At 50.5% G+C, this 26,282-nt stretch carries 25 protein-coding genes and 1 other annotated feature; of the genes, 9 read left to right on the plus strand and 16 right to left on the minus strand.

Annotation, left to right across the window (positions count from 1 at the left end):
• The first annotated feature begins 39 nt into the window (after nucleotides 1-39).
• Nucleotides 40-849 (plus strand): NAD kinase, encoded by an 810-nt coding sequence (locus EVJ26_RS03275; RefSeq protein ID WP_070329489.1) that lies wholly within the window; start codon nucleotides 40-42, stop codon nucleotides 847-849.
• Between the two features lie 43 nt (nucleotides 850-892).
• Here EVJ26_RS03275 and EVJ26_RS03280 read toward each other — a convergent pair whose 3' ends face one another.
• Nucleotides 893-2,464 (minus strand): amidohydrolase, encoded by a 1,572-nt coding sequence (locus tag EVJ26_RS03280; protein WP_131469744.1) that lies wholly within the window; start codon nucleotides 2,462-2,464, stop codon nucleotides 893-895.
• A gap of 75 nt (nucleotides 2,465-2,539) precedes the next feature.
• Entirely contained in the window at nucleotides 2,540-4,270 is a 1,731-nt protein-coding gene (gene ezrA / locus EVJ26_RS03285) for a septation ring formation regulator EzrA (RefSeq protein ID WP_131469746.1), read from the minus strand.
• Between the two features lie 237 nt (nucleotides 4,271-4,507).
• On the opposite strand from ezrA, the gene EVJ26_RS03290 reads away from it, so the two are divergent.
• A complete protein-coding gene (locus EVJ26_RS03290; RefSeq protein WP_070329486.1) occupies nucleotides 4,508-4,990 on the plus strand; it encodes a GAF domain-containing protein in 483 nt (160 codons plus the stop codon).
• 222 nt (nucleotides 4,991-5,212) lie between these two features.
• Nucleotides 5,213-5,812: a 30S ribosomal protein S4 gene (rpsD, locus tag EVJ26_RS03295; RefSeq protein WP_016508465.1), complete on the plus strand. Its 600-nt coding sequence runs from the start codon at nucleotides 5,213-5,215 to the stop codon at nucleotides 5,810-5,812.
• 35 nt (nucleotides 5,813-5,847) lie between these two features.
• On the opposite strand, the gene EVJ26_RS03300 is transcribed toward rpsD, so the two are convergent.
• Both EVJ26_RS03300 and tyrS read right to left on the minus strand, forming a co-directional pair.
• Nucleotides 5,848-6,471, minus strand: a complete 624-nt coding sequence (locus EVJ26_RS03300) for a GTP pyrophosphokinase (protein ID WP_070329485.1) — start codon at nucleotides 6,469-6,471, stop codon at nucleotides 5,848-5,850.
• Between the two features lie 107 nt (nucleotides 6,472-6,578).
• A complete protein-coding gene (tyrS, locus tag EVJ26_RS03305) occupies nucleotides 6,579-7,826 on the minus strand; it encodes a tyrosine--tRNA ligase (protein WP_131469748.1) in 1,248 nt (415 codons plus the stop codon).
• Nucleotides 7,827-7,873: 47 nt separating this feature from the next.
• Nucleotides 7,874-8,068 (minus strand) — a binding site (T-box leader).
• A gap of 167 nt (nucleotides 8,069-8,235) precedes the next feature.
• Between tyrS and EVJ26_RS03310 the strand changes: the two genes are divergently transcribed.
• Nucleotides 8,236-10,719, plus strand: a complete 2,484-nt coding sequence (locus tag EVJ26_RS03310) for a transglycosylase domain-containing protein (RefSeq protein ID WP_131469750.1) — start codon at nucleotides 8,236-8,238, stop codon at nucleotides 10,717-10,719.
• Between the two features lie 49 nt (nucleotides 10,720-10,768).
• Here EVJ26_RS03310 and acsA read toward each other — a convergent pair whose 3' ends face one another.
• The gene (acsA, locus tag EVJ26_RS03315; protein WP_131469862.1) at nucleotides 10,769-12,475 is read right to left on the minus strand and encodes an acetate--CoA ligase; all 1,707 of its coding nucleotides are present in this window, start codon (nucleotides 12,473-12,475) and stop codon (nucleotides 10,769-10,771) included.
• A 156-nt stretch (nucleotides 12,476-12,631) separates the two neighbouring features.
• On the opposite strand from acsA, the gene EVJ26_RS03320 reads away from it, so the two are divergent.
• Genes EVJ26_RS03320 through EVJ26_RS03330 form a run of 3 tightly spaced genes read left to right on the plus strand, consistent with a single transcriptional unit; the run spans nucleotide 12,632 to nucleotide 15,071 of the window.
• Nucleotides 12,632-13,261: a GNAT family N-acetyltransferase gene (locus EVJ26_RS03320; RefSeq protein WP_071397839.1), complete on the plus strand. Its 630-nt coding sequence runs from the start codon at nucleotides 12,632-12,634 to the stop codon at nucleotides 13,259-13,261.
• A gap of 11 nt (nucleotides 13,262-13,272) precedes the next feature.
• Nucleotides 13,273-13,905: an acetoin utilization AcuB family protein gene (locus tag EVJ26_RS03325; protein WP_016508472.1), complete on the plus strand. Its 633-nt coding sequence runs from the start codon at nucleotides 13,273-13,275 to the stop codon at nucleotides 13,903-13,905.
• Nucleotides 13,902-15,071: an acetoin utilization protein AcuC gene (locus EVJ26_RS03330; RefSeq protein WP_131456043.1), complete on the plus strand. Its 1,170-nt coding sequence runs from the start codon at nucleotides 13,902-13,904 to the stop codon at nucleotides 15,069-15,071. The genes EVJ26_RS03325 and EVJ26_RS03330 overlap by 4 nt, the downstream gene beginning before the upstream one ends.
• A gap of 49 nt (nucleotides 15,072-15,120) precedes the next feature.
• Here EVJ26_RS03330 and ccpA read toward each other — a convergent pair whose 3' ends face one another.
• The 4 genes from ccpA to EVJ26_RS03350 form a co-directional block, all read right to left on the minus strand.
• Nucleotides 15,121-16,134, minus strand: coding sequence for a catabolite control protein A (gene ccpA / locus EVJ26_RS03335; RefSeq protein WP_131456040.1), 1,014 nt, complete (start codon nucleotides 16,132-16,134; stop codon nucleotides 15,121-15,123).
• 126 nt (nucleotides 16,135-16,260) lie between these two features.
• Nucleotides 16,261-17,352, minus strand: coding sequence for a bifunctional 3-deoxy-7-phosphoheptulonate synthase/chorismate mutase (locus tag EVJ26_RS03340; RefSeq protein WP_131456038.1), 1,092 nt, complete (start codon nucleotides 17,350-17,352; stop codon nucleotides 16,261-16,263).
• Between the two features lie 135 nt (nucleotides 17,353-17,487).
• A complete protein-coding gene (locus EVJ26_RS03345) occupies nucleotides 17,488-18,171 on the minus strand; it encodes a YtxH domain-containing protein (RefSeq protein ID WP_131469752.1) in 684 nt (227 codons plus the stop codon).
• A 21-nt stretch (nucleotides 18,172-18,192) separates the two neighbouring features.
• Nucleotides 18,193-18,711: a DUF948 domain-containing protein gene (locus EVJ26_RS03350; RefSeq protein WP_070329435.1), complete on the minus strand. Its 519-nt coding sequence runs from the start codon at nucleotides 18,709-18,711 to the stop codon at nucleotides 18,193-18,195.
• A gap of 172 nt (nucleotides 18,712-18,883) precedes the next feature.
• Between EVJ26_RS03350 and EVJ26_RS03355 the strand changes: the two genes are divergently transcribed.
• Nucleotides 18,884-19,996, plus strand: coding sequence for an aminopeptidase (locus EVJ26_RS03355; RefSeq protein WP_071397843.1), 1,113 nt, complete (start codon nucleotides 18,884-18,886; stop codon nucleotides 19,994-19,996).
• Between the two features lie 40 nt (nucleotides 19,997-20,036).
• On the opposite strand, the gene EVJ26_RS03360 is transcribed toward EVJ26_RS03355, so the two are convergent.
• From EVJ26_RS03360 to EVJ26_RS03385, 6 genes are all read right to left on the minus strand, one after another.
• On the minus strand, nucleotides 20,037-20,489 hold the full coding sequence (locus tag EVJ26_RS03360) for a Dps family protein (RefSeq protein ID WP_070329433.1): 453 nt from the start codon (nucleotides 20,487-20,489) through the stop codon (nucleotides 20,037-20,039).
• Nucleotides 20,490-20,591: 102 nt separating this feature from the next.
• Nucleotides 20,592-21,899, minus strand: coding sequence for a UDP-N-acetylmuramate--L-alanine ligase (gene murC / locus EVJ26_RS03365; RefSeq protein WP_131468337.1), 1,308 nt, complete (start codon nucleotides 21,897-21,899; stop codon nucleotides 20,592-20,594).
• 86 nt (nucleotides 21,900-21,985) lie between these two features.
• Nucleotides 21,986-22,870 (minus strand): hypothetical protein, encoded by an 885-nt coding sequence (locus tag EVJ26_RS03370; RefSeq protein ID WP_131468335.1) that lies wholly within the window; start codon nucleotides 22,868-22,870, stop codon nucleotides 21,986-21,988.
• A 54-nt stretch (nucleotides 22,871-22,924) separates the two neighbouring features.
• A complete protein-coding gene (ytpR, locus tag EVJ26_RS03375) occupies nucleotides 22,925-23,545 on the minus strand; it encodes a YtpR family tRNA-binding protein (protein WP_131469753.1) in 621 nt (206 codons plus the stop codon).
• Nucleotides 23,546-23,593: 48 nt separating this feature from the next.
• Nucleotides 23,594-24,388 carry a DUF1444 family protein gene (locus EVJ26_RS03380; RefSeq protein WP_131456028.1) on the minus strand — a complete coding sequence of 265 codons (795 nt, stop codon included), beginning with the start codon at nucleotides 24,386-24,388 and terminating at the stop codon, nucleotides 23,594-23,596.
• A 5-nt stretch (nucleotides 24,389-24,393) separates the two neighbouring features.
• Nucleotides 24,394-24,705 (minus strand): thioredoxin family protein, encoded by a 312-nt coding sequence (locus EVJ26_RS03385; RefSeq protein ID WP_131456026.1) that lies wholly within the window; start codon nucleotides 24,703-24,705, stop codon nucleotides 24,394-24,396.
• 114 nt (nucleotides 24,706-24,819) lie between these two features.
• Here EVJ26_RS03385 and EVJ26_RS03390 point away from each other — a divergent pair, with 114 nt between their 5' ends.
• Nucleotides 24,820-25,152, plus strand: a complete 333-nt coding sequence (locus tag EVJ26_RS03390; RefSeq protein ID WP_016508496.1) for an MLKL N-termimal domain-containing protein — start codon at nucleotides 24,820-24,822, stop codon at nucleotides 25,150-25,152.
• A 66-nt stretch (nucleotides 25,153-25,218) separates the two neighbouring features.
• Here the strand turns inward: EVJ26_RS03390 and EVJ26_RS03395 are convergent, their stop codons facing one another.
• Entirely contained in the window at nucleotides 25,219-26,235 is a 1,017-nt protein-coding gene (locus EVJ26_RS03395; protein WP_131456024.1) for a PTS sugar transporter subunit IIC, read from the minus strand.
• Nucleotides 26,236-26,282 lie beyond the last annotated feature (47 nt).

Below are 26,282 nucleotides of genomic sequence, written 5' to 3' on the forward strand. Positions count from 1 at the left end.
ATAATGAGAAGGACACAATTGACAAAGGGGATGATTTAGATGAGAAACAACGTGTATCTGCACCATCGTAACGTCAACGAGTTCACGAAAGAGGTAAAGAAATTAAGAGAGATCGGGGAGAAACATGGTTTCAACATCATGGACCGCCCGGAAGATGCCAACATCATCGTCGCCATCGGGGGAGATGGCGCGTTTTTACAGGCCGTCCGTTACACCGGGTTCCGTCAAGACGCCATCTATGTCGGTTTCGGCCGCGGCCTCAACGAATTTTACTGTGACTTCGATATACATAAACTCGACGAAGTCGACCGTTTATTCTCGGATAACTCTGCCCGGATCGAAGCCGGTCTCGAAGTACGGAAATATCCGCTCTTATCCGCTTCGATCAACGAATCGTCGCCACTCCTCTGCCTGAACGAGGCATCGATCAAATCGAGTATCATCAAATCGCTCGCGATCGAAGTCTACATCGACGACCTCCACTTCGAGACGTTCCGCGGGGATGGAATGGTTGTATCGACACCGACGGGATCGACCGCCTACAATAAATCGTTGAATGGCGCGGTCGTCGACCCGCTCATCCCATGCATGCAAGTGAGTGAAATTGCTTCGGTGAACAACAACCGTTACCGCACGCTCGGCTCAGCGTTCATCGTCCACGCATCACGCAAGCTGTCGCTCCGCATCGTTGAAGACGGAAACGATTATCCGATTATCGGCATGGATAACGAAGCGCTTAGTCTGAAATATACAGACCGGATCGACATCGAATTGTCGGACAAGGTCGTCAAAACGGTCAAGTTGAAAACCAACTCGTTCTGGCACAAAGTGCAACGCTCTTTCTTCTAAACTGACAAAGGCTAGTCGTCCATCACGGACGACTAGCCTTTTCTCATGCTTTGATGACGTCCGCCTCGTAGACTGGCGAACCGTCGACGACGGTCATGACAAGTCGGTTGTTCAAAATATCTTGTCCGTTCAAGTCAAAGAAATCCTCTTCCCAAACGGTGAACGTCGCGTTATAGCTTTGAATCAACAGGCCGTCACGGCCATGTGTTCCGGTCGCGACACGCGGTGAATAGGTGAAACTCCGTAGCGCCTCGTACATCGACAGACGTTCCGGTGGATTCAGTGCACCCGACGCTTCAAACGATTGCCGTGTCACAGCGGCATAGAGCCCCTTTCTGACGTCGACAGAAGAGATCGGGGCATCACTACCCCCGAGTACGAGCGCACCCGTATCGAGCATCGATTTAAACCGATACGCGTCGTCGACCCGCTCGTTCCCTAGGCGGTCGAACAACAAGTCCATATCATCCGACAAAAAGACCGGTTGCGCGTCGATGAGGACCGGCAACGCACTGATCCGCTTCAACAGCGAATCGTTCAATAGCGAAGCGTGGATGATGCGATCGCGCGTCCCTCGTTTCGCCGGATACTTCTCGAGCAGCGTGATGAACTGCTCAGCCGCCGCATCTCCGATGACATGAGCCGCAACGTTCATCCCGTATGAGCGCGCTTTTTTGACGAGCGCCTCGAGGTGGTCCGGGCGGTGGACTTCGATCCCGCGCTGCCCGACTTCATCTGCATACGGCTCGGACAAGAGCGCCGTCCGGCCGCCGAACGAACCGTCGACGAAAATCTTCATCGCCCCGAAGTCGAAGCGCAGGCGCTTCGCAAGCGCATCTTTTTGCAGCAATTGATCAACGACTTGTTCATGGACGAGCAGATGGGCATGGAACGGAAGTTCTTGAAGCACATCTTCATATGCTTGAATCGTCTCGAGCGGGTCTCCGTGGTAGAACAAGTCTTCCGTGTGGGCTCCGACGATCCCATGGGCGAACAACGAGTCGACGGCCCGACGGATCGAGGCGACGTTCTTCTCACGATTTCCGCCGAGCTCTTTATGGAGCAGATCGAGCGCCGCATCGTACAACACGCCGTTCAATTTCCCGTCGTCATCACGTCCGAGCTTCCCGCCTTCAATGACGGTGTGATGAATGAGGCCTAAGCGCTCGAGGCCTTTCGAGTTGACGACGGCGACGTGGCGACAGACGCGCTTCAAGACGACCGGGCGATCCGGAATGACGGCATCAATCATCTCACGTGTCGGCATCTGTCCGAGCAGACGATCGTTAAAGCCTTCAGCGACGATCCAGTCGTCCCCTCCCGACTTCGCTTTCATCGCTTCGAGCAAGGCGTTTAAATCCGTCGTCTCGGTCGCGTCGATGCGGTCGAGCGCCTCGCCATATCCGATCAAGTGAATGTGCGAGTCCGTAAACGCCGGATACACGCTCTTCCCTTCGAGGTTCACAATCTGTTTGATCCGGCCCGCGTATGTACGGCGAAGATGACCTTCCTCCCCGAGTTTCAACACGCGTCCGTGCTCGACATACATCGCCCGTGCCATTTCATGTTCTTTGTTCAGCGTATAGATCTTTCCGTTTACCCAAAGCGTTCCCATCACAAAATTCCTCCTCGATTCAAAAAAGATTGACGTCTACGTTAATTCCCGTTTACGTCAATCTTCATGCATAGATTATTTTCGAAGCATATCTTGTTGTTCTAAACCTTTTTCAACACGTTGACGGATCTCGCGAGCCGCTCCTTCGTCGAAGCGCCCGAGCACACGTTCACCGATTTCGACGGCCGTACCGTACTCGCCGTGTAAAAACTTGTTCTCAGCGAGCGTCAAGGCGACATGCACCTCGTTATCACGACGACGGTACCGATTCGCATACTGGAGCAACTGTTCCGCATACGTCACTTGCCGGAGCAGTGCTTTGACGCGGTCACGGAAGTTATCCATCGTTTCCTCGACATCGTGACTGAGGCCGACGATATACGTCATGTTGAACGGTGCCTTCTCGAACTGTTCATCTAGCGACTGCACCCCTTTTTGAAGTTGTCGCATGTCACTCGTCAAATCAGTCGGAACAACCGGCATCGCGCTCTTCGCCAAGAGGCGACGGTGAGCGGACAATTCCTTCTTCCATGACTCGAGTTTATTTCGAACTTCGAGCTCTTCTTTACGAAGCGAGTTCGTATTTTCGATAAACCGTTCATGCATCGCACCGAACTGGTCGAGTGACCGTTTCGCATCTTGCACTTTTGATTTGATCAGACTGAACGGAATCACCTGAGCGACGAGTGCTTGTTCGATATCGAGGACGTTCGCAGCGAGCACCGCACGTTCCCGGTCCAATTGTTCGAACTCCTCACCGACCCGGGCATTGATCTCATAGTTGCTGACAAGCCGCGACATCTCTTGGTGAAGGCGCGTCATCAATTCGTTCGTCTGCCGTTCGCGTTCTTTGACCCCAGCAAACTCTTTTTTTACGTACTGCCTTGCATCGACCTCGGAGCTGAACGCCTCGAACAATTGATCGATATCCGAACTGAGTTGCTGCATGTCCGTTTCAAAGTGTTCAAAATCAAGCTGTTCGATCCGAGTCATGAGCGCGAGACGGCGGTCTTCTGCCTGCTCGATTTCTTCGACTAAACCGAGCGTCTCGAGGGCGTAGCCATCCATCTGCATTTCTTTATGACCCGCACGCAGTTGATTCAGTTGGTGCTTTAAGTCAAATTGAACCGTCCGGACAAACTGGGGAATCACTTGAACGAGTTCACGGATCTTCGTCACCTTTTCAGACAGGACTTGGCCGGCCATGAACGCCTCTGAGACTTGTCCTTCTTGCTTGAGCGTCATCATCTCGGTCCGTTTCGCTTCCGCAACAGCGATTTCGGTTTCGACGAGATCGTACGTCGGGCCAAAAGCGCTATTTTGAGAAATGAGCGTCTTGCGGAACTGATACAGTTCTTTCTCGTCTTTTTTGACGATATCTAGCAGGGAGGCATGATGGTCGTTAAACTCCGCCATCTCATCGAGCATCGCGTGAACCATCGATTCGAGTTCTTCGATCACCTGTTCGGTCGCAGCCAAGTCTGATTTGACTTTAAGGAAACGATATTTGTCGAGGTCTTCCTCTGAACGATATAGCGCCTCATCGATTTGACCCGTGTGGACGCTGACGAGTTCATCCCACGACTGGTGCCAGCGTTCGAATTTTTCTTTCGTTTCGCCTTCCATCGGCCACTGTTTGAACTTTTGAAGCTCGGCCGGGACACTCGCACTCAGGATGCCTTGTTTTCGCATATCCAAATCATCAATTTTCTGGTAAAAACTTCGTCTAGCTAGCATACTACCTAACATTGCTCCTAGAGCGATGACAATAATTCCAATTAAAATTCCGTATATTCCGTAATCCATCTCTGTAACAACCTCCAAGCCGCTTTCGTGGACTTATGTATCTTTAAGAAGAAAATGAAGTATTTTATAAGTATAGATATTAATAATCATATTATAGAAACAATGTTTTGCATAGGTTTTCCAACGGTTTAGGGAGAGAATGTTATTTTCCGCGAAATTCTTTTTGGGAGACAAAATAAAAAAATGCGTGTACCATGATGCTAATCTGAAATACATCTTGATATAGGAGGGAAACAAATGTTCCAAACTACTACTTACTCTGGCGACCTGGCCGCCGGCTATGACTTACTTAACAAACAACTCGCTGCCCTGCTCGAAGGAGAGACGAACCAAGTCGCTAACCTTTCGAACGCGAGCGCTCTGCTCAACCAGTTTCTTGACCGCATCAACTGGGTCGGCTTCTATTTGACTGACGGTGACGACAGCCTCATTCTCGGACCGTTCCAAGGTCTTCCTGCTTGCGTCCATATCGCCTTCGGCAAAGGCGTCTGCGGCACCGCCGCCTCGACACAAGAGACACAGTTGATCGCCGACGTCCACCAATTCCCAGGCCATATCGCCTGTGATGCGGCCTCGAACTCTGAAATCGTCGTCCCGCTCATCCGTGACGGCAAAACGATCGGCGTCCTCGATATCGACAGTCCCGAGTTCGATCGCTTCTCAGAAGTCGATCGCCAAGGCTTAGAGCAATTTTGCCAGACATTACTTCGCTTCATCTGATTGACAAGCTGCCCGATCCATCGTATACTGATTTTTGTGCATGAAATGACGATAGCAGTCCTAGACAGACGTATCCACCTTTCGGGCCTCGACTGAGTCGGAGGAGCATCTTGTAGCTTCGCTATCAAGTGAAGGTGCTTGAACCTAGAAAGGGGCGTCACCCGTCTTTGACACCGTTGTTCTTTTGTGCAAAATACATGAACAACAAGGAGGAGTCCAATCATGGCTCGTTACACAGGTCCAGCTTGGAAACTCTCGCGTCGCTTAGGCATCTCGCTTAGCGAAACGGGTAAAGAATTAGCAAAACGTCCTTACGCACCAGGCCAACACGGCAATGGTCGTCGTAAAATCTCTGAATACGGTCTTCAGCTTCAAGCGAAGCAAGCACTCCGTCACATGTACGGAATCAACGAGAAGCAATTCCGTCGCATCTTCAACGATGCTGGGAAAATGCAAGGTATCCACGGTGAGAACTTCATGTTCTTGCTCGAGTCACGCCTTGACAACCTCGTTTACCGTATGGGCCTCGCTCGCACACGTCGTGGAGCACGCCAACTCGTCAACCACGGTCACATCCAAGTTGACGGTTCACGTGTAGACATCGCGTCTTACCGTGTGAAACCAGGTCAAGTCATCTCGGTTCGCGAAAAATCGAAAACTTTCAAAGCGATTGCTGAAGCTCTTGAAGTAGCACCAGCTACAAAAGAATTCATCACGTTCGACGCTGAGAAACTCGAAGGTACGTACGTACGTATCCCTGAGCGCGCTGAATTGAACGACCAAATCAAAGAGCAACTCATCGTTGAGTACTACTCACGTTAATGCTTTTATCCCCTTCTCTCGAGAAGGGGATTTTTTTATATCAAGATCTGTTCGCGAATCCGGCCCATCTGCGTATCGAGCGCATCCGCCATTCGGGCCGCCTCGATGAGCTCTTGCCGTGACGTCTCGGGGATTTGATGCTGATATTTATATTGAAGCTTATGTTCGGTCGCCGCCCAAAAGTCCATCGCGAGCGTCCGAATTTGAATCTCGGCCGGCACCCAGATGACACGTTCCGCCAAGTACACTTTCGTCCGCACAATCAGATGGAGACTGCGGTAACCGCTCGGCTTCGGATGTTCGATATAGTCTTTGATGACGTCGATCTGTAAGTCGTCCCGCTTTTTCAGGTGATCGAGAATCGCGTAGATGTCATCGCGGAAACTCGTGACGATCCGTACACCGGCGACGTCATAAATATTGTCCCATAACGCTTCCACTTCGAGTGGGAGCTGTTTTTGATTCATCTTCCGAATGATCGACGGCAACGTCTTCATCCGCGTCTTCACGTGCTCGATCGGCGAATAGCCAAGTCGGGTCTGCCAATCGAGGTCGATGATGCCAAGGTCGCTCTCAAGCTCCGTGATCGCCATCTCGTAATAACGGAACCGTTCCCGCCACTGATGAAACTGTTCGCCAAAAAACTCTTCGATATCCATTAGATGTCCTCCTCGGTCTCTATATTTGAAATGGTATCAGACCACACCTGATTTGACACAACAAAAAAAGTCCATGTCCGCAAACTTTGCGGACATGGACGGATCGGTTAGACGTGACGAATCACGAAGTATTTCTTTTTGCCTCGGCGGATGATTGTGAAGTCCCCGAGCGTGTCTTCACGCGTGACGAGCTTGTCGAGCGCTTGCTCGCGTTCGCCGTTCAAGTAGATCGCCCCGTTTTGGACGTCTTCGCGCGCTTGGCGTTTTGATGGAGCGATTTTCGCCTCGACGAGAAGATCGACGAGATTGCGTTCGCCGTCGAGTTCGAACTGCGGCATCCCTTTGAACGCGGCATCCATATCCTCGGGCTTGAGTGTCTTCAAATCGCCGCTGAAGAACGCTGTCGTGATGCGTTCCGCTTGATCGAGACCCGCCTCACCGTGGACGAGCTTCGTCATTTCCTCGGCGAGACGGCGCTGTGCTGCACGTTTTTCAGGTGCTGCCGTCATTTCCACTTCGAGCGCGTCGATCTCTTCATGCGTCATGAACGTGAAGTACTTGATGAACTTGATGACGTCGGCATCGTCGACGTTGATCCAAAACTGGTAAAACTCGTACGGTGTCGTCTTGTCCGCGTCGAGCCATACCGCACCACCGGCCGTCTTCCCAAACTTCTGTCCGTCCGACTTCGTGACGAGCGGCACAGTCAGACCGAACGCCTTCTCCGAATGGCCGAAGCGACGGATCAATTCAAGCCCAGCCGTGATGTTGCCCCACTGATCGCTGCCGCCGACTTGGAGACGGCAATTCTCTGTCTCGTACAACTTCAAGAAATCAAACGATTGGAGCAACATGTATGAGAACTCCGTGTACGAAATCCCGTTTTCCATGCGCGAATCGACCGAGTCTTTCGCGAGCATGTAGCTGATCGGAAAATGCTTGCCGATGTCACGTAAGAAATCGATGATCGACAACTCTTCTGTCCATTCATAGTTGTTGCGGATCGTGATCGGGTTCTCCCCTTCGAGCGGGAGGAAGCGGCTCAACTGATCTTTGATCCGGTCCGAAAACTCTTTGACCGTATCGAGCGTATTGAGCGAGCGTTCGTCCGACCGTCCTGACGGGTCGCCAATCATCCCGGTCGCGCCACCGACGAGCGCGATGACGTGGTGTCCCGCCTCTTGGAAACGCTTCAACGTCAAAATCGGTAGCAAATGTCCGATATGGAGCGAGTCCGCCGTCGGGTCGAACCCTGTGTATAGTGTCGTCGGTTTGCTCAGTTGCTCTTTCAATCCTGCCTCATCCGTCATTTGGTTGACGAGCCCTCGAAATTCTAAATCTTTTAATAGTTCCATGTTTTCCACTCCTTCAATTGACATAAAAAAACGTCCCTTCTCAAATGAGAAGGGACGGAGATTCCGCGGTACCACCCTAATTGCCACAGCTGTGGCCACTTAAAACGAGAGATAACGGTCCCAACCCGGCTTGCGCACGCTCCAAAAGTGTAATTCATCGTTGACATTGGCTAGTTCACAGCACCCACTAGCTTTCTGGACAAGCGGTCAACCGACTACTTCGTTTTTTTCATCGCGTCTACTATTATTGACTATGCTATTCATTTTATAAGTTCCGTTTCCTCGTTGTCAACTGCAAGATTGAAACTTGCATTAGTCTGCTCATTCACGATAAGGTGGGCAAGGACTTGTGCTATAATCGTATATAATACTGTCTAAAATAGTTTTACACCATATTAAGGAGGCTGTCATGCTGCAGAAGATTCGAGACATATGGAACACACCAAAGTCGTTGAAAGCCCGCCGTTATGCCACTGTATTTTATGATGTGTCGTGGAACGTTTTGCTCCTCACCATCATCTCTGTCGTCCTCATCGGTTTCTTAGGCGCCGGGATCGGGGCCGGGTATTTCGCATCACTCGTTAAAGATATGCCGGCTCCAGCCTATAAAACGATGACGTCACAAATCAATACGTACTCATCGACGTCCGATATTTATTTTGGAAGCGGTGAACGGATTGGGAACTATACGACCGATGAAGTTCGGGTACCGATCACGGTCGATAAAGTTTCACCTTTCGTCGTCGATGCCTTACTCGCCACCGAAGACGTCGAGTTTTATGAACACGACGGCGTCGTCCCGAAAGCGACGCTTCGGGCCATCCTGCAAGAAGCGACCGGTTCGGAAGAACGGACAGGTGGTTCGACACTAACCCAACAGCTCATTAAAAACCAAATGCTGACGAACGAGGTCTCATTCGAACGGAAAGCAAAAGAAATTCTGCTTGCCCTCCGTTTAGAGAAAGCGATGGACAAAGACGAGATTTTGAACGCCTACTTGAACGTCGTCTCGTTCGGCCGTAACTCGATGGGACGCAACATCTCAGGCATCGAGGCCGCCTCGCGCGGTGTCTTCAACACGTCGGCCGAGAAGCTGACGTTGCCGCAAGCCGCGTTCTTGTCCGGCATCCCGAAAAACCCGTTCCTTTACACCCCTTACTATCAAGGCGGGGTCATTAAAGAAGATGTATCACCGGCGATCAACCGGATGAAGACGGTATTGAACCGGATGTACGTCGCCGGCAAGATTACAAAAGCAGACTATGACGCCGCATATAATTACGACATCACGCAAGACTTCATGAAGACACAGTCGAAGCCGCGAGACCGGTATCCGTATGTAGTTGATGAAGCGGAACTTCAAGCGCGCCTAATTATCACCGACTACTTGCTCGCACAAGATGGCATCACGTTGTCAGAATTAAATGCTGATGATCAAGCCTCGATTAAGACGACATATGCCAAACGGGCGCATAATATGCTACGTCAAGGTGGCTTCAAGATTCATTTGACGCTCGATAAGCAAGTCCATGAAGCGATGCAGCAACCGGCCAAAAACGCAGGTAATTTCGGGCCGAATCAGTATGTAAAAGAAGAAAATCGCACGGTTCCTGAACAAACGTCGTCAGTTATGATTGAAAACAAGACGGGTCGCGTACTCGGATTTGTCGGCGGTCGCTATGTGAACGGTGAAACGGATGATTTGAACCGGGCATTTTGGATGGAACGTCAAATCGGATCGACAGCGAAGCCGATTTTAGTTTACGCCAATGCGATTGAATCCGGAATGGTCACACCGGCCACAACAGTCATCGACGAAGAATATTTCTATAAATTCACCGGTCCAGGACAACCTCCGAAACAAGTGCAAAACGAAGGAAAAACGTACCGTGGCCCTGTCACGGTTCGAGATGCACTTAAGCTATCTTTAAACGTCCCGGCAGTTAAGATTTACGAAGAGCGCAACCAAAAACCAACCGATACACAAAAACTAATCGACATGGGGATTCCAGTTTCTGATGGCAACCGCATTGCATCTGCCATGGCATTAGGTACTGGTGAAGTGAGACCTGTTGACCTCGCTTCAACATACGCCATGCTTGCCAATTATGGGGAGCACGTTGAACCTTACTTCATCGAACGAATCGAATATCAAGGCGAAACTATTTTTGAAGCTAAATCGAAAAAGACACGCATCTATAACGATCGCACTTCATTCTTGATTGTTGACATGCTTCGTGACGTTTACACGTCAGGTACGGCAACTTACGCCAAATCTTTGATGAACGTCCCTGGCGACTGGATGGGTAAAACAGGTACAACAAACAATCATCGTGATTCTTATCTTGTTGGATCAAACCCTGAAGTCACCCTCGCCGTTTGGTCCGGCTATGATTCTCAGCGAGCTGAAATGGTGAGTGATAATACGTCAGGTCAATACTATCAACGTACACAACGAATTTGGTCACAAACTATTAACCGTGTTTATGCTGACAACCCAGAAGCAATCAACGTAAACGCACGATTCAGCCAACCGTCTAGTGTCAAACCGGACGACTTCAAAGACTCTGGAACGTTCTCTGAGAAGAAAAAACTTGAAGAGAAGAAAGAAGAGGAAGCGAAGAAGAAAGCTGAAGAAGCAAAACAAAAAGCCGAAGAAGCCAAAGAAGAGGCTGAACAGGCGCAACAAGATGCCGAGGCACAGCGTGATGCTGATGCAAAAGCAAAAGCTGAAGCTGAAGCTAAGAAAAAAGCTGAGGCCGCAAAGAAAGCCGAAGACGAAGCGAAGAAAAAAGCTGATGCTGCTAAGAAAGCCAAAGCTGAAGCCAAGAAGAAAGCTGAAGATGAAGCGAAAGCAAAAGAAGAAGCCGAGAAAGAGGCGGACGCTTCATAACGCAAGCCAAACGAAAGGTCGACACATCGCGTGTCGACCTTTTTTATGCTCAATCTTCCATCGTCGATAAGTCTCCGGCCTCAAGGTTCAACTCCCATGCTTTGAGGACGCGACGCATAATTTTTCCGCTCCGCGTTTTCGGCAATTTGTCTTTGAACTCGATCTCACGCGGTGCCGCATGGGCCGCCAAACCTTCTTTGACGAATTTTTGGATTTCTGCTTTCAATTCGTCCGATGGCTCATAGCCTTTTCTGAGCGCGATGAACGCTTTGATGATCTCACCGCGGATCGGATCCGGTTTCCCGATGACTCCGGCTTCGGCGACAGCCGGATGCTCGACGAGGCGGCTCTCGACTTCGAACGGTCCGACCCGCTCTCCTGCCGTCATGATGACGTCATCCACTCGGCCTTGGAACCAGAAATAACCGTCCTCGTCCATATAGGCCGAATCACCAGATACGTACCAGTCACCCCAGAAGTAGCTCTCGTACTTCGCATCATTTTTCCAAATTTTACGCATCATCGACGGCCAAGGCGTCTTCAATGCCAAGTTGCCCATCCGATGCGGTGGTAGCGGTTGGCCACGGTCGTCTAAGATCGCCGCCTCACAGCCAGGAATCGCTTTCCCCATCGATCCCGGTTTAATGTCCATCGTCGGATAGTTACAGATCATCATCGCTCCTGTCTCCGTCATCCACCACGTGTCATGAATGCGTAGCCCGAACGATTCGTTGCCCCAGCGAATGACTTCCGGGTTGAGCGGTTCGCCGACCGATAGAATGTGGCGCAGTGATGACAAGTCGTACTTCTCGAACGCTTCCTCCCCCGCGCCCATCAACATCCGGAACGCTGTCGGCGCGCTGTACCAGACGGTGACGCCGAACCGCTCGATGACCGAGTACCAAAACTCAGGGTTGAACCGTCCGCCGACGATCACGTTCGTCGCCCCGTTCAAGAACGGCGCAAAAATTCCGTAACTCGTACCCGTCACCCAGCCCGGGTCGGCGGTGCACCAGTAAATATCGTCCGGTTGCAAATCGAGCACCCATTTCCCGGTCATCAAGTGCTGGATCATGGCGTTATGGACATGCAAGACGCCTTTCGGTTTCCCGGTCGAGCCCGACGTATAATGCAAGATCATGCCGTCTTCTCGGTCGACCCATGTAATATCGAGATCGGTCGATGCATCGTTCGCCAGTTTCCGGTAATCGATGATTTCCCCTGACTCGTCGACGTCGTCGCCAACAAGCAAAATCGTCTCAAGATGTGGCAATTGATCGACGGGTATACGCGGCAACAGCGCCTCTGTCGTCACGATGACTTTCGCTTCCGCGTCGAGCAACCGGTCGTGTACCGCCTGTTCCATGAACGCCTCAAATAGCGGTCCGACAATCGCACCGAGCTTTAACGCACCGAGTAAAATAAAATAAAGTTCTGGACTCCGCGGCATGAAGACAAAGACACGATCGCCTTTCTCCACCCCAACCGATTTCAGAACATTTCCAGCGCGATTACTTTCCTGTTTCATCTGCGCGTAAGTATACCGCTCTTCCCGATCCCCATCGAAATAGAGCAGTGCCAGTTTGTCCGCCAGCTCCCCTTCAGCGTGACGATCAATCGCCTCGTACGCCATGTTGACATTTCCAGTCAGGTTCCAAGACAATAATCCTTCTGCTTGCGTCCACTCGAACGACTGACAAGCCTCTTCATACGACGCTAATTGATGCTCCCCTGATAACGCTTTCAAGTTTTCCATCGTCAAAGATTCGCCTCCCCCTATAATGAATGGTGTAACCACTTTCAGTATAGTGTTAATATTATGACAAATCAATGAATTTCCAAAAACTCCAAAACAGTGTGAACGTTGTGCAATGAAAGCGCTATAATAGAACGTGAAGAAGGTGGTGACTCCATGGAAAAACAATATCATTCAAAAGTGTGGGAAACCTCACTCGGAGCCGTAATCATCGATGGACCAATCGAGAGCGACGTGCTCGCAACGTATCGGCTTGATGAAGGCTTGACCGCGTTTCGAGAGCCAGAAGACCAACATAAGGCGCTCGTTGAAATTGCCGGGTTGAAAGAAGGACGGATCATCGTGGCGCGCGTTGACGACCTCGTCATCGGTTACGTCACGTATTTGTATCCAGACCCGTATGAACGTTGGAGTGAGGGGAATGATCCATATATTCTCGAGCTCGGCGCCATCGAGGTGAGTCCACGCTTCCGGGGACAACGGATCGGTAAACAGCTACTCGAAGTGTCGATGCTAGATCCCCATATGGATGATTTTTTAATCTTGACGACGGAATACTATTGGCACTGGGATCTAAAAGGAAGCGGTCTGTCGATTTGGGACTACCGCAAAGTGATGGAGAAAATGATGAACCACGGCGGTCTTGTCTTCTATCCGACGGACGATCCGGAAATCGCGTCCCACCCGGCCAACTGTCTGATGGCCCGCATCGGAAAAAACGTGCGGCAAGAATCGATCGATCACTTCGATTCACTCCGGCTTCGACGCCGGTTCATGTATGACTGAGGAGGGTTACGATGCTGATTGAGCAAATGATGAATCGCCACGTCGTGACGATTCAACCGACCAATACGATTGCGCACGCGGCAAAACTCATGCGCGACCATAAAGTACGCCACTTGATCGTCACCAATCCGGCCCGGCAAGTTGTCGGGATTATCGGTCAGTTCGAGATGAGCGGTGCCACAAGTGTATTTCATCCAGAGAGTGAGCGTGCCGACTTTAAAAACCCCGTCTCGAGCATTATGCGTCAAGACGTGACGACGGCCCACCCGTACGATTTTTTTGAAGACGCGGCCGCCCTGTTCTATGAATATCGTTTGACGTGCCTGCCGATCGTCGAGCAAGGGAAACTTGTCGGTGTGTTGACCGAAACCGATTTACTTCGTTATTTCGTCCAATTGACGGGCGCACTCGAACCGAGCTCACAAATCGAGATCCTTGTCGAGAATACGACCGGTGCACTTGAAAAAGTGACGCGGCTCTTAGCAAAAACGAACGTGAATATCATCAACGTCTTCGTCCATCCGACACCCGATCCATATAAGCGAATCATCTCATTCCGTGTTCAAACGATGAACCCGCTGCGCATCATCGATCGATTAAAGCGAGAAGGTTTTGACGTACTGGGTCCGGAGATGTTCCAATGAGACCCGCCTACATATTCGGGGAGAATGAGAACTCGTACCGCTTCCACGCGGATCATCCGTTCAATCCGATCCGTTTAGAGCTGACGACATCTCTTCTGGTCGATTCCGGAAAACTGTCAGCCTCTGAGTGGATCGCCTCACCGATCGCTTCAGTCGAGTCGCTCGCGCTTGTCCATGACGTTGACTACATCGAGGCCGTCCAAGCAGCTGCCGCGGGTAAACTGTCAGGGCTGAAAGCAAATAAATTCGGACTCGGGACGGAAGATACGCCCATCTTCCCAGCTATTCACGAAGGAGCTGCCCGGCTCGTCGGCGGAACGATGCATGCGCTTGAACTCGTCGCGAGCGGACAAGTCGAACGCGCTTTTCACGTCGGTGGCGGGCTCCATCACGGGATGAGACGAAAAGCGTCCGGCTTTTGCGTCTATAACGACGCCGCCGTCGCCATCGCTCACGTCCGCAAGCAATATGGGACACGGGTCCTCTACGTCGATACAGACGCTCACCACGGAGACGGTGTCCAATGGCTGTTCTATGATGACGAGGATGTGATGACGCTATCGATCCACGAGACCGGCCGCTACCTCTTCCCAGGCACAGGGGCGGTCACAGAGCGCGGCAACGGGAACGGCTACGGCTATAGTTGGAACGTCCCGATTGATGCTTTCACCCAAGACGAATCGTTCCTGCGCTGTTACGAGACCGTGCTCCGGGAAGCGTGTGAGTGGTTCAAACCAGATATCATCTTGACGCAGAACGGGGCTGATGCGCACGCGTTCGACCCGTTGACGCATCTCGCCTCGACGATTCATACGTTCGAACAAATCCCTCAAATCGCCTCTCGCCTCGCCGACGAGTACACGGAAGGACGACTCGTCGCCTTAGGCGGCGGCGGGTACGACTGGTTCCGAGCTGTCCCGCGCGCCTGGTCGCAAGTGTGGGCCGGATTGACACGCGAAGCTCCGTACGCAGGCGACATCCCGTCCGCCTGGATTGAACGGTGGCAAAACGAGTCAGACCAGCCGTTGCCGACGACATGGGATGACCATGCGTACACGTTCGACCATATTCCGCGACGGCAACAAATCGAAGAGAAGAACTGGGAAGTGACGAAACGCGCATTTTGGCCGTTCATCTCAAACGACCGCAAGTCACTTTACTTATGAAAAACCCGATGTAAGTTGGCAATTGCCAACTCACATCGGGTTTTTTGATTCAGTCTTTTCGTAACGAGTCACGACGCTCGATCCGGTGCGGCAAGACGACGTTTTTCTCTTCGATTTCTTCAGCATTCAAGATTTTCGTCAATAATCGCATAGCGACAGCGCCGATGTCATACATCGGTTGAACGACCGTCGTCAACTTCGGACGAATCATCGTGGCGAGACGCGTGTTATCGTGACCGACGACTTCAAAATCGTTCGGCACAGAATACCCTGCATCTTGGATCGCATGGATGACGCCGAGTGCCATCTCGTCCGTACCGGCGAAGATTGCTTTCGGGCAGTCATCGCGTCCGAGCATCTTTTGCATCGCTTCGAGGCCAGACGCATACGTATAGTTCCCAAGAATGACATCGTTCTCACGGAACGGAAGTCCCGCATCCTCAAGGGCACGGCGGTAGCCAGAGAACTTCTTCTCGCCATTGATTTGTTGCTCGAGCGGCCCCGTGATGAAGCCGACTTGTTTATGGCCGTGGCCAATCAACATTTTGGTTGCGTCATAGGCAGCCTGCTCATAGTCGATATTGACCGCTGGGAGGTCATACCCTTGGTTCAACGTCGCTGCAAGAACGATTGGGACCGGTGATTTTTTGAACTCATCAACGAGGTCTTCGTGAAGACGGCCGCCCATGAAGATGATCCCATCGACTTGTTTACCGAGTAACGTGTTCAACAAATGAATTTCCTTGTCGCGGTTCGAGTCCGAGTTGCCGAGGATGATGTTGTATTTATACATCGTCGCTACGTCCTCGATTCCGCGTGCTAAATCAGCAAAGAAGATGTTTGAGATGTCTGGCACGATGACGCCGACTGTCGTCGTCTTTTTACTCGCAAGACCACGTGCGACGGCGTTCGGACGATAGCCGAGTCGATCGATTGCGTCCTGTACTTTTTTACGGGTTGTCGGCTTCACGTTCGGGTTTCCGTTGACGACACGTGAGACGGTCGCCATCGACACCCCGGCTTCGCGCGCGACGTCATAGATTGTGATATTGTTACTATTCATTAAAACTCCTCCTACAAGCAATGATTTTCAAACGATTTTCAAAAAACGTATCAAAAAAGGAAGACAGGTATCTGTCATCATTTTACCCTGTCTTCACGCTATATAAAACGTTTCCAATTGGAAAGCTTATTTTTTCACCAAATCAAGTTGAGGGAACTGAGCTGTGAGTCCATCGATGAACTGATCAAATTGATTGAAATCAAGCTGCTGCTGGGCATCAGACAAGGCGATTGCCGGATTCGGATGCACTTCGACCATGACGCCGTCGGCACCGACCGCGAGCGCCGCTTTCGCTGCCGGAAGCAACAAATCGCGTCGTCCCGTTGAATGGGTGACATCGACCATGACCGGTAAATGTGTCTCTTGTTTTAAAATCGGAACGGCCGTGATGTCGAGCGTGTTACGTGTCGCCCGCTCATACGTCCGGATGCCGCGTTCGCACAAAATGACTTGGCTATTGCCGCTCGCCATGATGTATTCCGCCGCATAAATGAATTCTTCGATCGTCGCCGCAAGACCCCGCTTCAGTAGAACTGGTTTTGACGTCTTTCCGACTTCTTTCAACAAATCGAAGTTTTGCATGTTGCGCGCCCCGACTTGAATGATATCGACGTAAGGCAGCGCTGACTCGACCGCACCCGGTGTCATGATCTCTGAGATGACACGCAAGTCGTGGCGATCGGCCGCTTGTTTCAACAGTTTGAGGCCTTCAAATCCGAGACCTTGAAAGTCGTACGGTGAAGTCCGCGGCTTATAGGCGCCGCCGCGCATGATTTTCACGCCGGACAACGCTAACTTCTCAGCCACTGCATTCACTTGCTCGAACGATTCGACCGCACATGGACCGGCAATCAATTGCGGCCGACCGTTACCGATGACTACATCTTTCAATGTGACGATCGTATCTTCTGCTTGACGCTTGCGCGACACGAGCAACGTTTTATCTCGATCTTCTCCTTGCAACTCGGCAGACGCTTTAAACATTTCTTTGAACAAATGCTGAAGGCGTGACGTCTCGAAAGGACCGGGATTCGAGGCGGCGATGAAATCTAACATTTCTCGTTCTCGAATCGGGTCATACCGCTCCACACCTTGAAGACGTTTCACTTTTCCAATTTCGACCGCGAGCGTTCCACGACGACTAATCAAGTCGAGCATCTCCCGGTTCAATTCATCCATTTCACGACGTAATCGATTCAATTGATCTTGTGGACTCATAATTTCCCTCTCATTCCTAAGCCGTTCTTTCCAGAAACTTAATTATAGCGAACTTTATTCGCTTTGTCATAGACAAATGGGCTATGACACAAAATCCACAAAAAAAGTGTCCGGATTGTCCGGACACTTGAAGCATTATTTATTGCCGTTCTTCAAGTCGTTCTTCAATTCTTTCAGTTCTTGTTTTGATTCATCGTCGAGCAAGTCTTTGACAGGCGCTTCGAAATCCGACTCATAGTTCGCCGACTCGTCGCGACTATTCTTCGGCTCTTGCTTGCTCGCATTCGACTTATTCGTGTTCGACTTGTTTGCTTTCGAGTTTGATTCGCCTTTTGATTGGGTCGATTCTGGCTTAGCGTCTGTGTCAGCTTGTTCTGTTGCTTCGCTTGACGTTTCTTCTGCTGCTTGATCGAGCTGTTCTTTCACTTCGGCTTCCGCTTCCGCGACGAGCTGATCCGCTTTTTCCATCGCTTCTTCGATAGAGAGTTCATCTTCATCGACTTGCTGTTTCAGTTCAGCAGCCTCGCGTGCCTTATCTTTGACGAGATTGAGGACCGGAGCAGCCTTGTCGCTCGCTACTTTGATCCATTCTCCGACGACCGGCTCAGCTTTTTCACGTACTTCTTTTGATTTGACGGTCAAACGTTCACGTGAAGTCGATGTTTTCTCATCGAGATAAGTGCGTACTTCGCGTCCACTTTTTGGCGAGGTGAGCAAGGCAACGGCTGCACCGATGATACCGCCGAGGACGACGCCGGCTAGGAATCCGCCGCTTGATTGCTGATCTTGATTCGTTTGGTCTTTTTTAACGTATGTCATAATATATCCTCCTTGGGCTTGTTATGATTTGATTGTATCGTCTGTCGCGATTAATCCTGGTGAGACCGATGGCGTGTCTTGCTTACGCTCCCGGCGGCCACGACGGCGTGACGGGCGCTCTTCTGAAGAAGTTTCTGTTTTGTTTTTCTTGAATAGCTCTACCGCGACCGAGCCCCAACGTACGGCTTGGGCAATCTGGTCTTTATTTTCGTCTGCTGCCACGTGAACCGATGAAGAAACTGTTCGTACCGACTCGGTCACTTCATTTAGCGATGTGCCGAGCTCGTCGAGGGCATGTGCCACCGGTGCGAGCAACTCTGTCTTCTCTTCTACGTTATCTACGAGACGGTTCGTCTTATGTAAGAGCGCCGTCACTTCCATTGTAATGCCATCTAACTGACGTTCTAAATTTTCTGTCGTATTCGCGACGCTGCCGAGTGTGCGATTGACGTTCGACAAGACGCGAGCCAAGAAAAATACAAGTACGACAAATGCAAGTGCTGCGATGAGCCCTGCAATGCCTCCTAAGGTGATTTCCATTCGTCCATTCCTCCTGTTCGATTATGTGGTGGTTTCATTATAGCACCATTATGACTGAAAAGATTTGTCACTACCGTTTTCGCCATCCGGTCTGATTATTCCTTTACCCGTTTTTATGTTTTCGATTACACTAAAATAGAAATAAATTAAAAAAAGTTTAAGGGGTGTTTGTATGAGAGATCCAAGAATCACACAATTGGCAGACGGGTTGATCAATTATTCAACCGAATTAAAGCCAGGCGAACGCGTTCTCATCGAGAATTTCGGCGTCGAGGAGTCGCTCGTCGAGGCACTTGTCGAAAAAGCGTACGAAGCTGGGGGGCATCCGTTCGTCTTGTTGAAAGAAAGCCGTATCTTGCGGAAGTTATACACGCAAGCAAGCAAGGAACAACTCGAATTGATGGCCGACATCGAACGCAAGCAAATGCAAGCGATGGACGCCTATATCGGTCTCCGTGCGGGTGATAACATTAACGAGCTGTCGGACGTTCCCGCCGAGCAACAAAAGCTTGTCGGCGCCACAATCGGTAAAATGCATACGGAAGATCGCGTCAAAGGGACGAAATGGGTCGTCTTGCGTTATCCATCACCGTCGATGGCCCAACTCGCCGGAAAATCGACGGAGGCGTTCGAAGACTTCTATTTCAACGTCTGCACACTCGATTACGGCAAGATGGACCGGGCTATGGACGCACTCGTCACGCTCATGGACCAAACCGACCGTGTCACGATCAAAGGACCAGGCACGGAGCTCACGTTCTCGATCAAAGACATCCCAGCCATCAAGTGCTCGGGTCAAATGAACATCCCGGACGGAGAAGTGTTCACCGCGCCGGTCAAAGATTCGATCAATGGCGTCATCACGTACAACACGCCATCGCCGTACCACGGTTTTACGTTCGAGAACGTGACGCTGACATTTAAAGACGGAAAGATCGTCGAAGCGACGGCGAACGATACCGAGCGCATCAATGAAGTGTTCGATACGGACGAAGGAGCTCGTTACGTCGGTGAATTCGCGATCGGCGTGAACCCTTACATCCAACATCCGATGAAAGATATTTTATTCGACGAGAAAATCGATGGCAGTTTCCACTTCACCCCGGGACAAGCGTATGACGATGCCTATAACGGCAACAACTCTTCCATCCATTGGGACCTCGTCAATATCCAACGCCCTGACTATGGCGGCGGCGAGATTTGGTTTGACGACGTCTTGATCCGGAAAGACGGCCGTTTCGTCGTCGACACGTTACAACCGTTGAATCCAGAAAACTTAAAATGAACGAAAAAAGGTGCGCCTCCAAATTTGGCGCACCTTTTCATTATAGTTTCGTCTTTCTGCCGAGAGCGGCAGACATCATCCAAATTTCTTTTTCGAGGCGTTCGATGTGGGAAACGAACGTATCTTCGATCGCTTCGTCCCCGTCCTCAAAGTTTTCCATCGCATCTTGCATTTCTTGACGGATTTGTTTGAAATCAGTGATCACGTCTTTGATCATCTGTTCTGTATCGGCGTGACGATCACCTTCTTGTAGTGTCGAGTGCTCTAAATACTCTTTCATCGTCGCATACGGTTCCCCGTCATTCATGAGTAAACGCTCGGCGACATCGTCATACAGCTCAGCGACCAAGTTGTAAAGCTCCTCTAATTTTTCATGGTATGTGAAGAAGTGAGGTCCGCTAATATACCAGTGGTAGTTATGAAGTTTGACGAATAGTAGGCCGTAGTTGGCCACCTCTTTGTTCAACGTATTCAATGAGCCTTGGCTTGCCATTCTTAACATCTCCTTTTTTGTGTTCAGTCGATAATACTATTTCCTTCTTTATTCGAGTTTAAACACAAAAAAAGCGAATGGCCCGGGCCATCCGCTCACAACTTACGCTTCGAGTTTGACGAAGTTCTCATACTCGCGTTGATACGTCTGAATATCTCCTGCTCCCATGAACAACAAGACCGCATCACGATGTTGACGGAGAACGCCGACATCGGTACGTTTCAAAACGTTGGCACCGTCGATCCGCGACTGAAGGTCTTCAATCGTGACCGTTCCTTCTTGTTCTCGGGCTGAGCCAAAGATATCGCACAAATAAACGGCGTCTGCTTCGGCGAGTGATGACGCGAAGTCATCCATAAACGACTTGAGACGCGTGTACGTATGCGGTTGGAAAATCGCGACGACTTCCCGTCCGGCGTACTTTTTACGTGCCGCTTCAACAGTCGCACTGATTTCGCGCGGGTGATGCGCGTAATCATCGATCAGGACTTGCCCATCGAGCGTCGATTCACTGAAACGGCGTTTAACGCCGTTGAACGTCTCGAGGCGCTCTTTCACAAGATCTTTCGATAAGTTCTCGTAGTCGCACGTCGCGATGACGGCAAGGGCGTTCAAGACGCTGTGGTTACCATATCCCGGAATGCGGAACGTCCCATAGAAATCGTCACGCAAATAGACGTCAAACGTCGTCCCGTTATCCGTCGAGTTCACGTTTTCGGAACGGAAATCGTTATGGGCACCAAACCCGTAATAGACGATCGGCACGTTCGCTTGAATCTGTTGAAGATTCTCATCGTCACCACAAGCGATAATACCTTTTTCCACTTGTTTCGCCATTTCTTGGAACGCATCAATGACATCGTCTAAGCCAGAGAAATAATCTGAATGATCAAAATCGACATTCGTCATAATCGCATAGTCTGGGCGATAGTAAAGGAAGTGACGCTTATACTCACACGCTTCAAACACGAAGTTTTTCGAGTCTTCCACGCCTTCGCCCGTACCGTCTCCGATCAAGAACGATGTCGGCTCAATCCCACGCATGACATGAGCGAGCAGACCAGTAGTAGACGTCTTTCCATGCGATCCTGTGATGGCGACACTTGTATAATGATCCGCTAGTTCACCGAGGAACTCGTAATATTTATAAATCGTCAAACCGAGCTCACGCGCGCGTAAGATTTCAGGATGATCGTCAGTGAACGCATTTCCTTGAACGACGATTTGACCTTCAGTAATATTTTCAGGATCAAACGGAAGAATTTCGATACCTTTCCGTTTCAATGCTTCTTCTGTAAAAAATGTTTTGTCAACGTCCGAACCTCGGACTTCATTGTTCATATCATTTAAAATTTGAGCTAAAGGACTCATGCCCGTTCCTTTAATTCCGACGAAGTGATAACGGTTCATCTGTAAATAGCCCCCCTAATTCATTGCGGTTTGCAGAAAAAGCGACAAACCTTTGTCATTATAGCAAAACTCATGGAGTCGTGCTATTACAGATTATTGTTTTTTTGAGCAAGGCGTCGGCTGCGATACATCGCCATCCGGTCTTGCGGAGTCATCATGACGTTTAATGGGGGGCTATCCGCTTTGTAAGACACGTTGACAGCAGGTGTCAACTCGGCTTCGTCAAGAGCGTGAAAGGGCTCGTCGGTATCGGTCTGTAATGTTTTTGCAACATCCTCGACGACAGGAGCTACTTCTTCGACCGATGTCACTTCGATTGAAACGTCCGCTGAAGCTGCCTCTTCTTTTTCTTCACGGACGACGATCTTTGACGTTTTCAAATGGGTCGAACCCATGAACACAGAGGCAAAACCGTCTTCTAAAATAGATACGTCTCCGAGTAACGGTTTCAGATCACTCGACGAGTCCGATGCGTTGTCGGCCTCCGACACAGAAGACTCATCATCGATCACGTCAGATGTTTCCGGGGAAATAGTCGTCTCTTCTGGCTCAGAAGGCTCGGTAACAGTCTGATGTTCTGCCGAGACCGTTTCCTCTACCACGAATGGTGACTCCATCGACTCGTTCACTTCCACGACAACCTCGTCTGGAACGAAAGATTCTGTAACTTGCACAGGTTCCTCTACGACTATTTCCTCGTTAGCAGGCACTGGGGTCGATGGTTCTGAATCAATATCAGGCTCGCTTTGATTGATAGACAGATCGTCTCTCGTCTCGGGCGAATGCTCGGTCGGTAAGTTGATCTTTGGTTTCGGTCGCGCATATCCATAAATCGGAGATGGGACGTCAGACGGAATAAACTCGCCCGTTGGTTCAGGTTTTGGTGCAGGCGCACTCTTCTTCCCTTCTTGGGATAGTTCGCGCCGAATTCGCTCTGCTTGCTGTTTTAATGAACGTTCATATGCATCCATACTTGATTCCTCGCTTTTTCGCTCAATCCTCATTTAGCAAAAAATCGGTCGAGTTTAGCGACCGATTTCAAATGCTTTCCCTACTTCATATTCGTCATCTAACACTAAAATTCCTTTTTCTTGCGGCGCATCAGGAAGGTTCAACTCGCGGGCTGAACAAATCATCCCGTGCGAGCTCTCGCCACGGAGTTTAGACGACCGGATAATGAGACCAGACGGCATGACCGCTCCTGGTTTCGCGACGACGACCTTTTGCCCGGCCGCAACGTTCGGTGCTCCACAAACGATTTGAACCGTACCTTGATCGATTTCGACTTGGCAAATCGATAATTTATCCGCATCGGGATGTTTCTCAGCCGATTCGACATAACCGACAACGAACGTCGGCGTGAAGTTAACGCCCGATAAATCCACTTCGATATTTTGCTTGCGTAAAATGACACCGAGCGTCTCAATCAATTCTGCCGTCAAGTCGACCGGCCCGTGCCAGTCACTGACATTGAAATAATTACTCGCATTGAACACGTTGTAGCCGTTCACTGATCCGTCCGCCGCTTTAACGATGGCGACATCGTCTTTTCGTTCGACGACTTGATGATGGCGATCACCTTCTTTTAACAACACCATGAGAACATCGCCAATTCCTTCGCGGTTATAAAAAGCATTAATTTGCATACATAAATACGCCCCTTCTTTCAAACTAGACACAAATAGTTTAGCAGATTATGCGTCCGTTGGTGGGTTCTTTTTTCCAACAATAAAAATTGGTTCGAGAACGCCGTCCTCATAATGAAACGCAAGAGCTGTCACCGGGATGCGTCCGTTCGTAAAAAAGTCGAACATGAGCTGTTGCATCGCGTCGTATCCTTGATCGTTTCGGATATCGGCAATGATCATCACATCTTGATGCGGGACCCCGACTAACATGTCCCCTTCGATTCGTCGATCCATGACCCGTAAAAATTCGTCATTGAGGATACGGGACGCCTCGTATCCGTCGCGGGCAGACAGGAAATAGAATTTGTTGCCGGCGACATCGTCTTCTTTTAAGTCGGTCGGTAACTTTTTCACGTTATCCCGCGCCACTTGATCGACTCGCTCTTTCGTCATCGTCGCATTCAAATGCCGCTCTTCAATCAAACGATACCCGTGGCCAAGGTCGAGGGCATAGTAGATGGCCGTCTCCGCCGTATGCGGTGTCGTGAGGAGCGCTTGTCCGGTTTTTGTTTCTGTCGAGAACGAACCGGCCCGAATGACCGGGAAAATTTGGGCTTCGTTGCCGACTAATTCAATCTCTTGGTCGGCTGTAAGGGCCGTCTTTATATAGTCGACGACTTCTTCAACCGCAACATTGCCGCGAACTTTTGCTTTGGCAACAAGTGGGGCCAGTCGAATGTTGACGCCGAACCGGTCAGCTGCCCGTTCGATTCGTAACACTTCATTTTCTCTGTCATAAGACGTCCGATACCCGTCAGTGAATTGACGTTCGATCGCTCGCCGCAGTTCATTCCGTTCCATCTAGATCACCCTAACTCGCTAAGAAATGCTTCGACTTGCTCCGGCGTTTTACGTTCGCGTCCGACATAGCGGTCCACTTCTTGTCCACTGTTGAAGGCGACAAAACTCGGAATTCCGAAAATATCGAGTTCTTGTGCGAGCTCCATCCAGTCGTCACGGTCGACGTAATAGAACGTCCACTCGTTGAACTTTGATTCTAGTTCGGGCATGAACGGATCGAGGAAGCGGCAATCGCCACACCATGTCGCCGAGAACATAAACACAGTCTTTCCTTGCTTCGCTTCCGTATATTCAGTCATCGTTGTCAGTCGTTTCATCTTCATCACTCCTGTTCTATTTTCCTCGTTAATGATAGCATAAGTCCGTTCTCACAATCCGCTCTCGTGTTTTGCTATAATCAAGGGCGAAGACTATTTGAAAAAGGTGACGATATGACAAAATGGACGCGTGAACAATTAAATCCGGATATGAAACACCCACTCGAACAGCTCGTCGGCGCCGTCGGAATGCTCTCCATTCTCCGCTACGGGTACTTGTTCATCGATACAGATAAGACACGAAGTCAGATTCTCGTTTGGCTCATCGTTGGATTCGCCATCATTTACATCGTAGAACGTGGGTTGAAACGCCTCGTCCGCTACTTGCCGATTGTCAGGAAACGTTTTTTACTTCCCATCTACGCGTTGATACTCACGCTGTTCTTCGTCAGCTTTAGAATCCCGCGCGAAACCGTCGAGACCGTCCGTAACTTCTTCGGCTGGTGATCTGCTCGGCGTCATATGAATAAGCGTCTCGCAACTTGGCGAGACGCTTATTTTTTGTGTGTCGGTTCAATATTCGATTTTCATATCATTCGGCTGAATCCGGTTCATCCGGGTCAATACTTGATATACCGCATAGCTGAGTATGGCCGGACCGACTATCAAGAAACCGAAGACGACGATCAACGTATGCCAACTGAAGCCCATCGTTTCGAGCATGACGATCGGACCGACGAGCCCGCTCGTCCCCATCCCGGCCCCTGCCGCGACACTCTCTAATTCAAACAGCAAGATGGCGATCGGGGCGAGCACCGCACCGGCAACCGTCGGGGGCAGTAGGATCCATGGATTTTTGACGATATTCCCGACTTGAAGCATCGATGTGCCGATCCCTTGGGCAACCGCTCCACCGATACCGTTGTCCCGGTAACTCGTGACCGCGAACCCGACCATTTGGGCCGCACAACCGACCGTCGCCGCACCGGCGGCGATTCCGCTAAGCCCGAGCATGAGCGCGATGGCCGCGCTTGAAATCGGGGCCGTCAACGCGAGACCCATGAGCGTCGCGACGATGACGCCCATAATGAGCGGTTGTTGTTCAGTCCCCCACTCGATCCACGTGCCGAGTTGGGTCATGAACAGACCGACATATTTCCCGATATACGTCGCACTCAAGTAACCAATCGCGATCGTCGTGAATGGCGTCACTAAAATATCAAGCTTCGTTGACTTCGAGACGAGCTTGGCCAGTTCGACCGAAAGAAGCGTCGCGACATAACTACCCGCCGGCCCGAACTCATAGCCGAACGTCCCGACGACGAGCGCTGAAAACAAGATGAGCGGCGGAGCCTGGAGCGCATAGGCGATCGCAATCCCGATGGCCGGTCCCGTCAAACTGATGGCGACGTCTCCGATTTGTTGGAGTGTATCGCCGAGACCGCTAACGCTCGTACCGAGCAGTTGTCCGCCAATCGTCTTCATGATCAACCCGATAATGAGTGTACTGAATAATCCGAGTGCCATATAGCTGAGCGCCGTCACAAAGTAGAGTGACGGGCTGAGCGTGATCCCTTTCTTCTTGAGCATGGGATTCACCCCTCTTTCTATTGTCTTGTCAGCCGTAAAGTTTATGT

The sequence above is a fragment of the Exiguobacterium sp. SH3S1 genome (genome assembly GCF_004337105.1).
In the GTDB taxonomy this organism is placed as follows: Bacteria; Bacillota; Bacilli; order Exiguobacteriales; family Exiguobacteriaceae; genus Exiguobacterium; species Exiguobacterium aurantiacum_A.

Excerpts from the sequence above, each read along its gene's own strand:
- EVJ26_RS03275 (WP_070329489.1), top strand. The coding sequence starts at position 40 with ATGAGAAACAACGTGTATCTGCACCATCGTAACGTCAACGAGTTCACG.
- EVJ26_RS03290 (WP_070329486.1), top strand. The coding sequence starts at position 4,508 with ATGTTCCAAACTACTACTTACTCTGGCGACCTGGCCGCCGGCTATGAC.
- EVJ26_RS03310 (WP_131469750.1), top strand. The coding sequence starts at position 8,236 with ATGCTGCAGAAGATTCGAGACATATGGAACACACCAAAGTCGTTGAAA.
- ytpR (WP_131469753.1), bottom strand. The coding sequence starts at position 23,545 with ATGCAAATTAATGCTTTTTATAACCGCGAAGGAATTGGCGATGTTCTC.
- EVJ26_RS03370 (WP_131468335.1), bottom strand. The coding sequence starts at position 22,870 with ATGGATGCATATGAACGTTCATTAAAACAGCAAGCAGAGCGAATTCGG.
- EVJ26_RS03395 (WP_131456024.1), bottom strand. The coding sequence starts at position 26,235 with ATGCTCAAGAAGAAAGGGATCACGCTCAGCCCGTCACTCTACTTTGTG.
- murC (WP_131468337.1), bottom strand. The coding sequence starts at position 21,899 with ATGAACCGTTATCACTTCGTCGGAATTAAAGGAACGGGCATGAGTCCT.
- EVJ26_RS03325 (WP_016508472.1), top strand. The coding sequence starts at position 13,273 with ATGCTGATTGAGCAAATGATGAATCGCCACGTCGTGACGATTCAACCG.
- EVJ26_RS03280 (WP_131469744.1), bottom strand. The coding sequence starts at position 2,464 with ATGGGAACGCTTTGGGTAAACGGAAAGATCTATACGCTGAACAAAGAA.
- ccpA (WP_131456040.1), bottom strand. The coding sequence starts at position 16,134 with ATGAATAGTAACAATATCACAATCTATGACGTCGCGCGCGAAGCCGGG.
- rpsD (WP_016508465.1), top strand. The coding sequence starts at position 5,213 with ATGGCTCGTTACACAGGTCCAGCTTGGAAACTCTCGCGTCGCTTAGGC.
- EVJ26_RS03345 (WP_131469752.1), bottom strand. The coding sequence starts at position 18,171 with ATGACATACGTTAAAAAAGACCAAACGAATCAAGATCAGCAATCAAGC.
- ezrA (WP_131469746.1), bottom strand. The coding sequence starts at position 4,270 with ATGGATTACGGAATATACGGAATTTTAATTGGAATTATTGTCATCGCT.
- EVJ26_RS03385 (WP_131456026.1), bottom strand. The coding sequence starts at position 24,705 with ATGAAACGACTGACAACGATGACTGAATATACGGAAGCGAAGCAAGGA.
- acsA (WP_131469862.1), bottom strand. The coding sequence starts at position 12,475 with ATGGAAAACTTGAAAGCGTTATCAGGGGAGCATCAATTAGCGTCGTAT.
- tyrS (WP_131469748.1), bottom strand. The coding sequence starts at position 7,826 with ATGGAACTATTAAAAGATTTAGAATTTCGAGGGCTCGTCAACCAAATG.
- EVJ26_RS03340 (WP_131456038.1), bottom strand. The coding sequence starts at position 17,352 with ATGAGTCCACAAGATCAATTGAATCGATTACGTCGTGAAATGGATGAA.
- EVJ26_RS03300 (WP_070329485.1), bottom strand. The coding sequence starts at position 6,471 with ATGGATATCGAAGAGTTTTTTGGCGAACAGTTTCATCAGTGGCGGGAA.
- EVJ26_RS03350 (WP_070329435.1), bottom strand. The coding sequence starts at position 18,711 with ATGGAAATCACCTTAGGAGGCATTGCAGGGCTCATCGCAGCACTTGCA.
- EVJ26_RS03330 (WP_131456043.1), top strand. The coding sequence starts at position 13,902 with ATGAGACCCGCCTACATATTCGGGGAGAATGAGAACTCGTACCGCTTC.
- EVJ26_RS03355 (WP_071397843.1), top strand. The coding sequence starts at position 18,884 with ATGAGAGATCCAAGAATCACACAATTGGCAGACGGGTTGATCAATTAT.
- EVJ26_RS03380 (WP_131456028.1), bottom strand. The coding sequence starts at position 24,388 with ATGGAACGGAATGAACTGCGGCGAGCGATCGAACGTCAATTCACTGAC.
- EVJ26_RS03320 (WP_071397839.1), top strand. The coding sequence starts at position 12,632 with ATGGAAAAACAATATCATTCAAAAGTGTGGGAAACCTCACTCGGAGCC.
- EVJ26_RS03360 (WP_070329433.1), bottom strand. The coding sequence starts at position 20,489 with ATGGCAAGCCAAGGCTCATTGAATACGTTGAACAAAGAGGTGGCCAAC.
- EVJ26_RS03390 (WP_016508496.1), top strand. The coding sequence starts at position 24,820 with ATGACAAAATGGACGCGTGAACAATTAAATCCGGATATGAAACACCCA.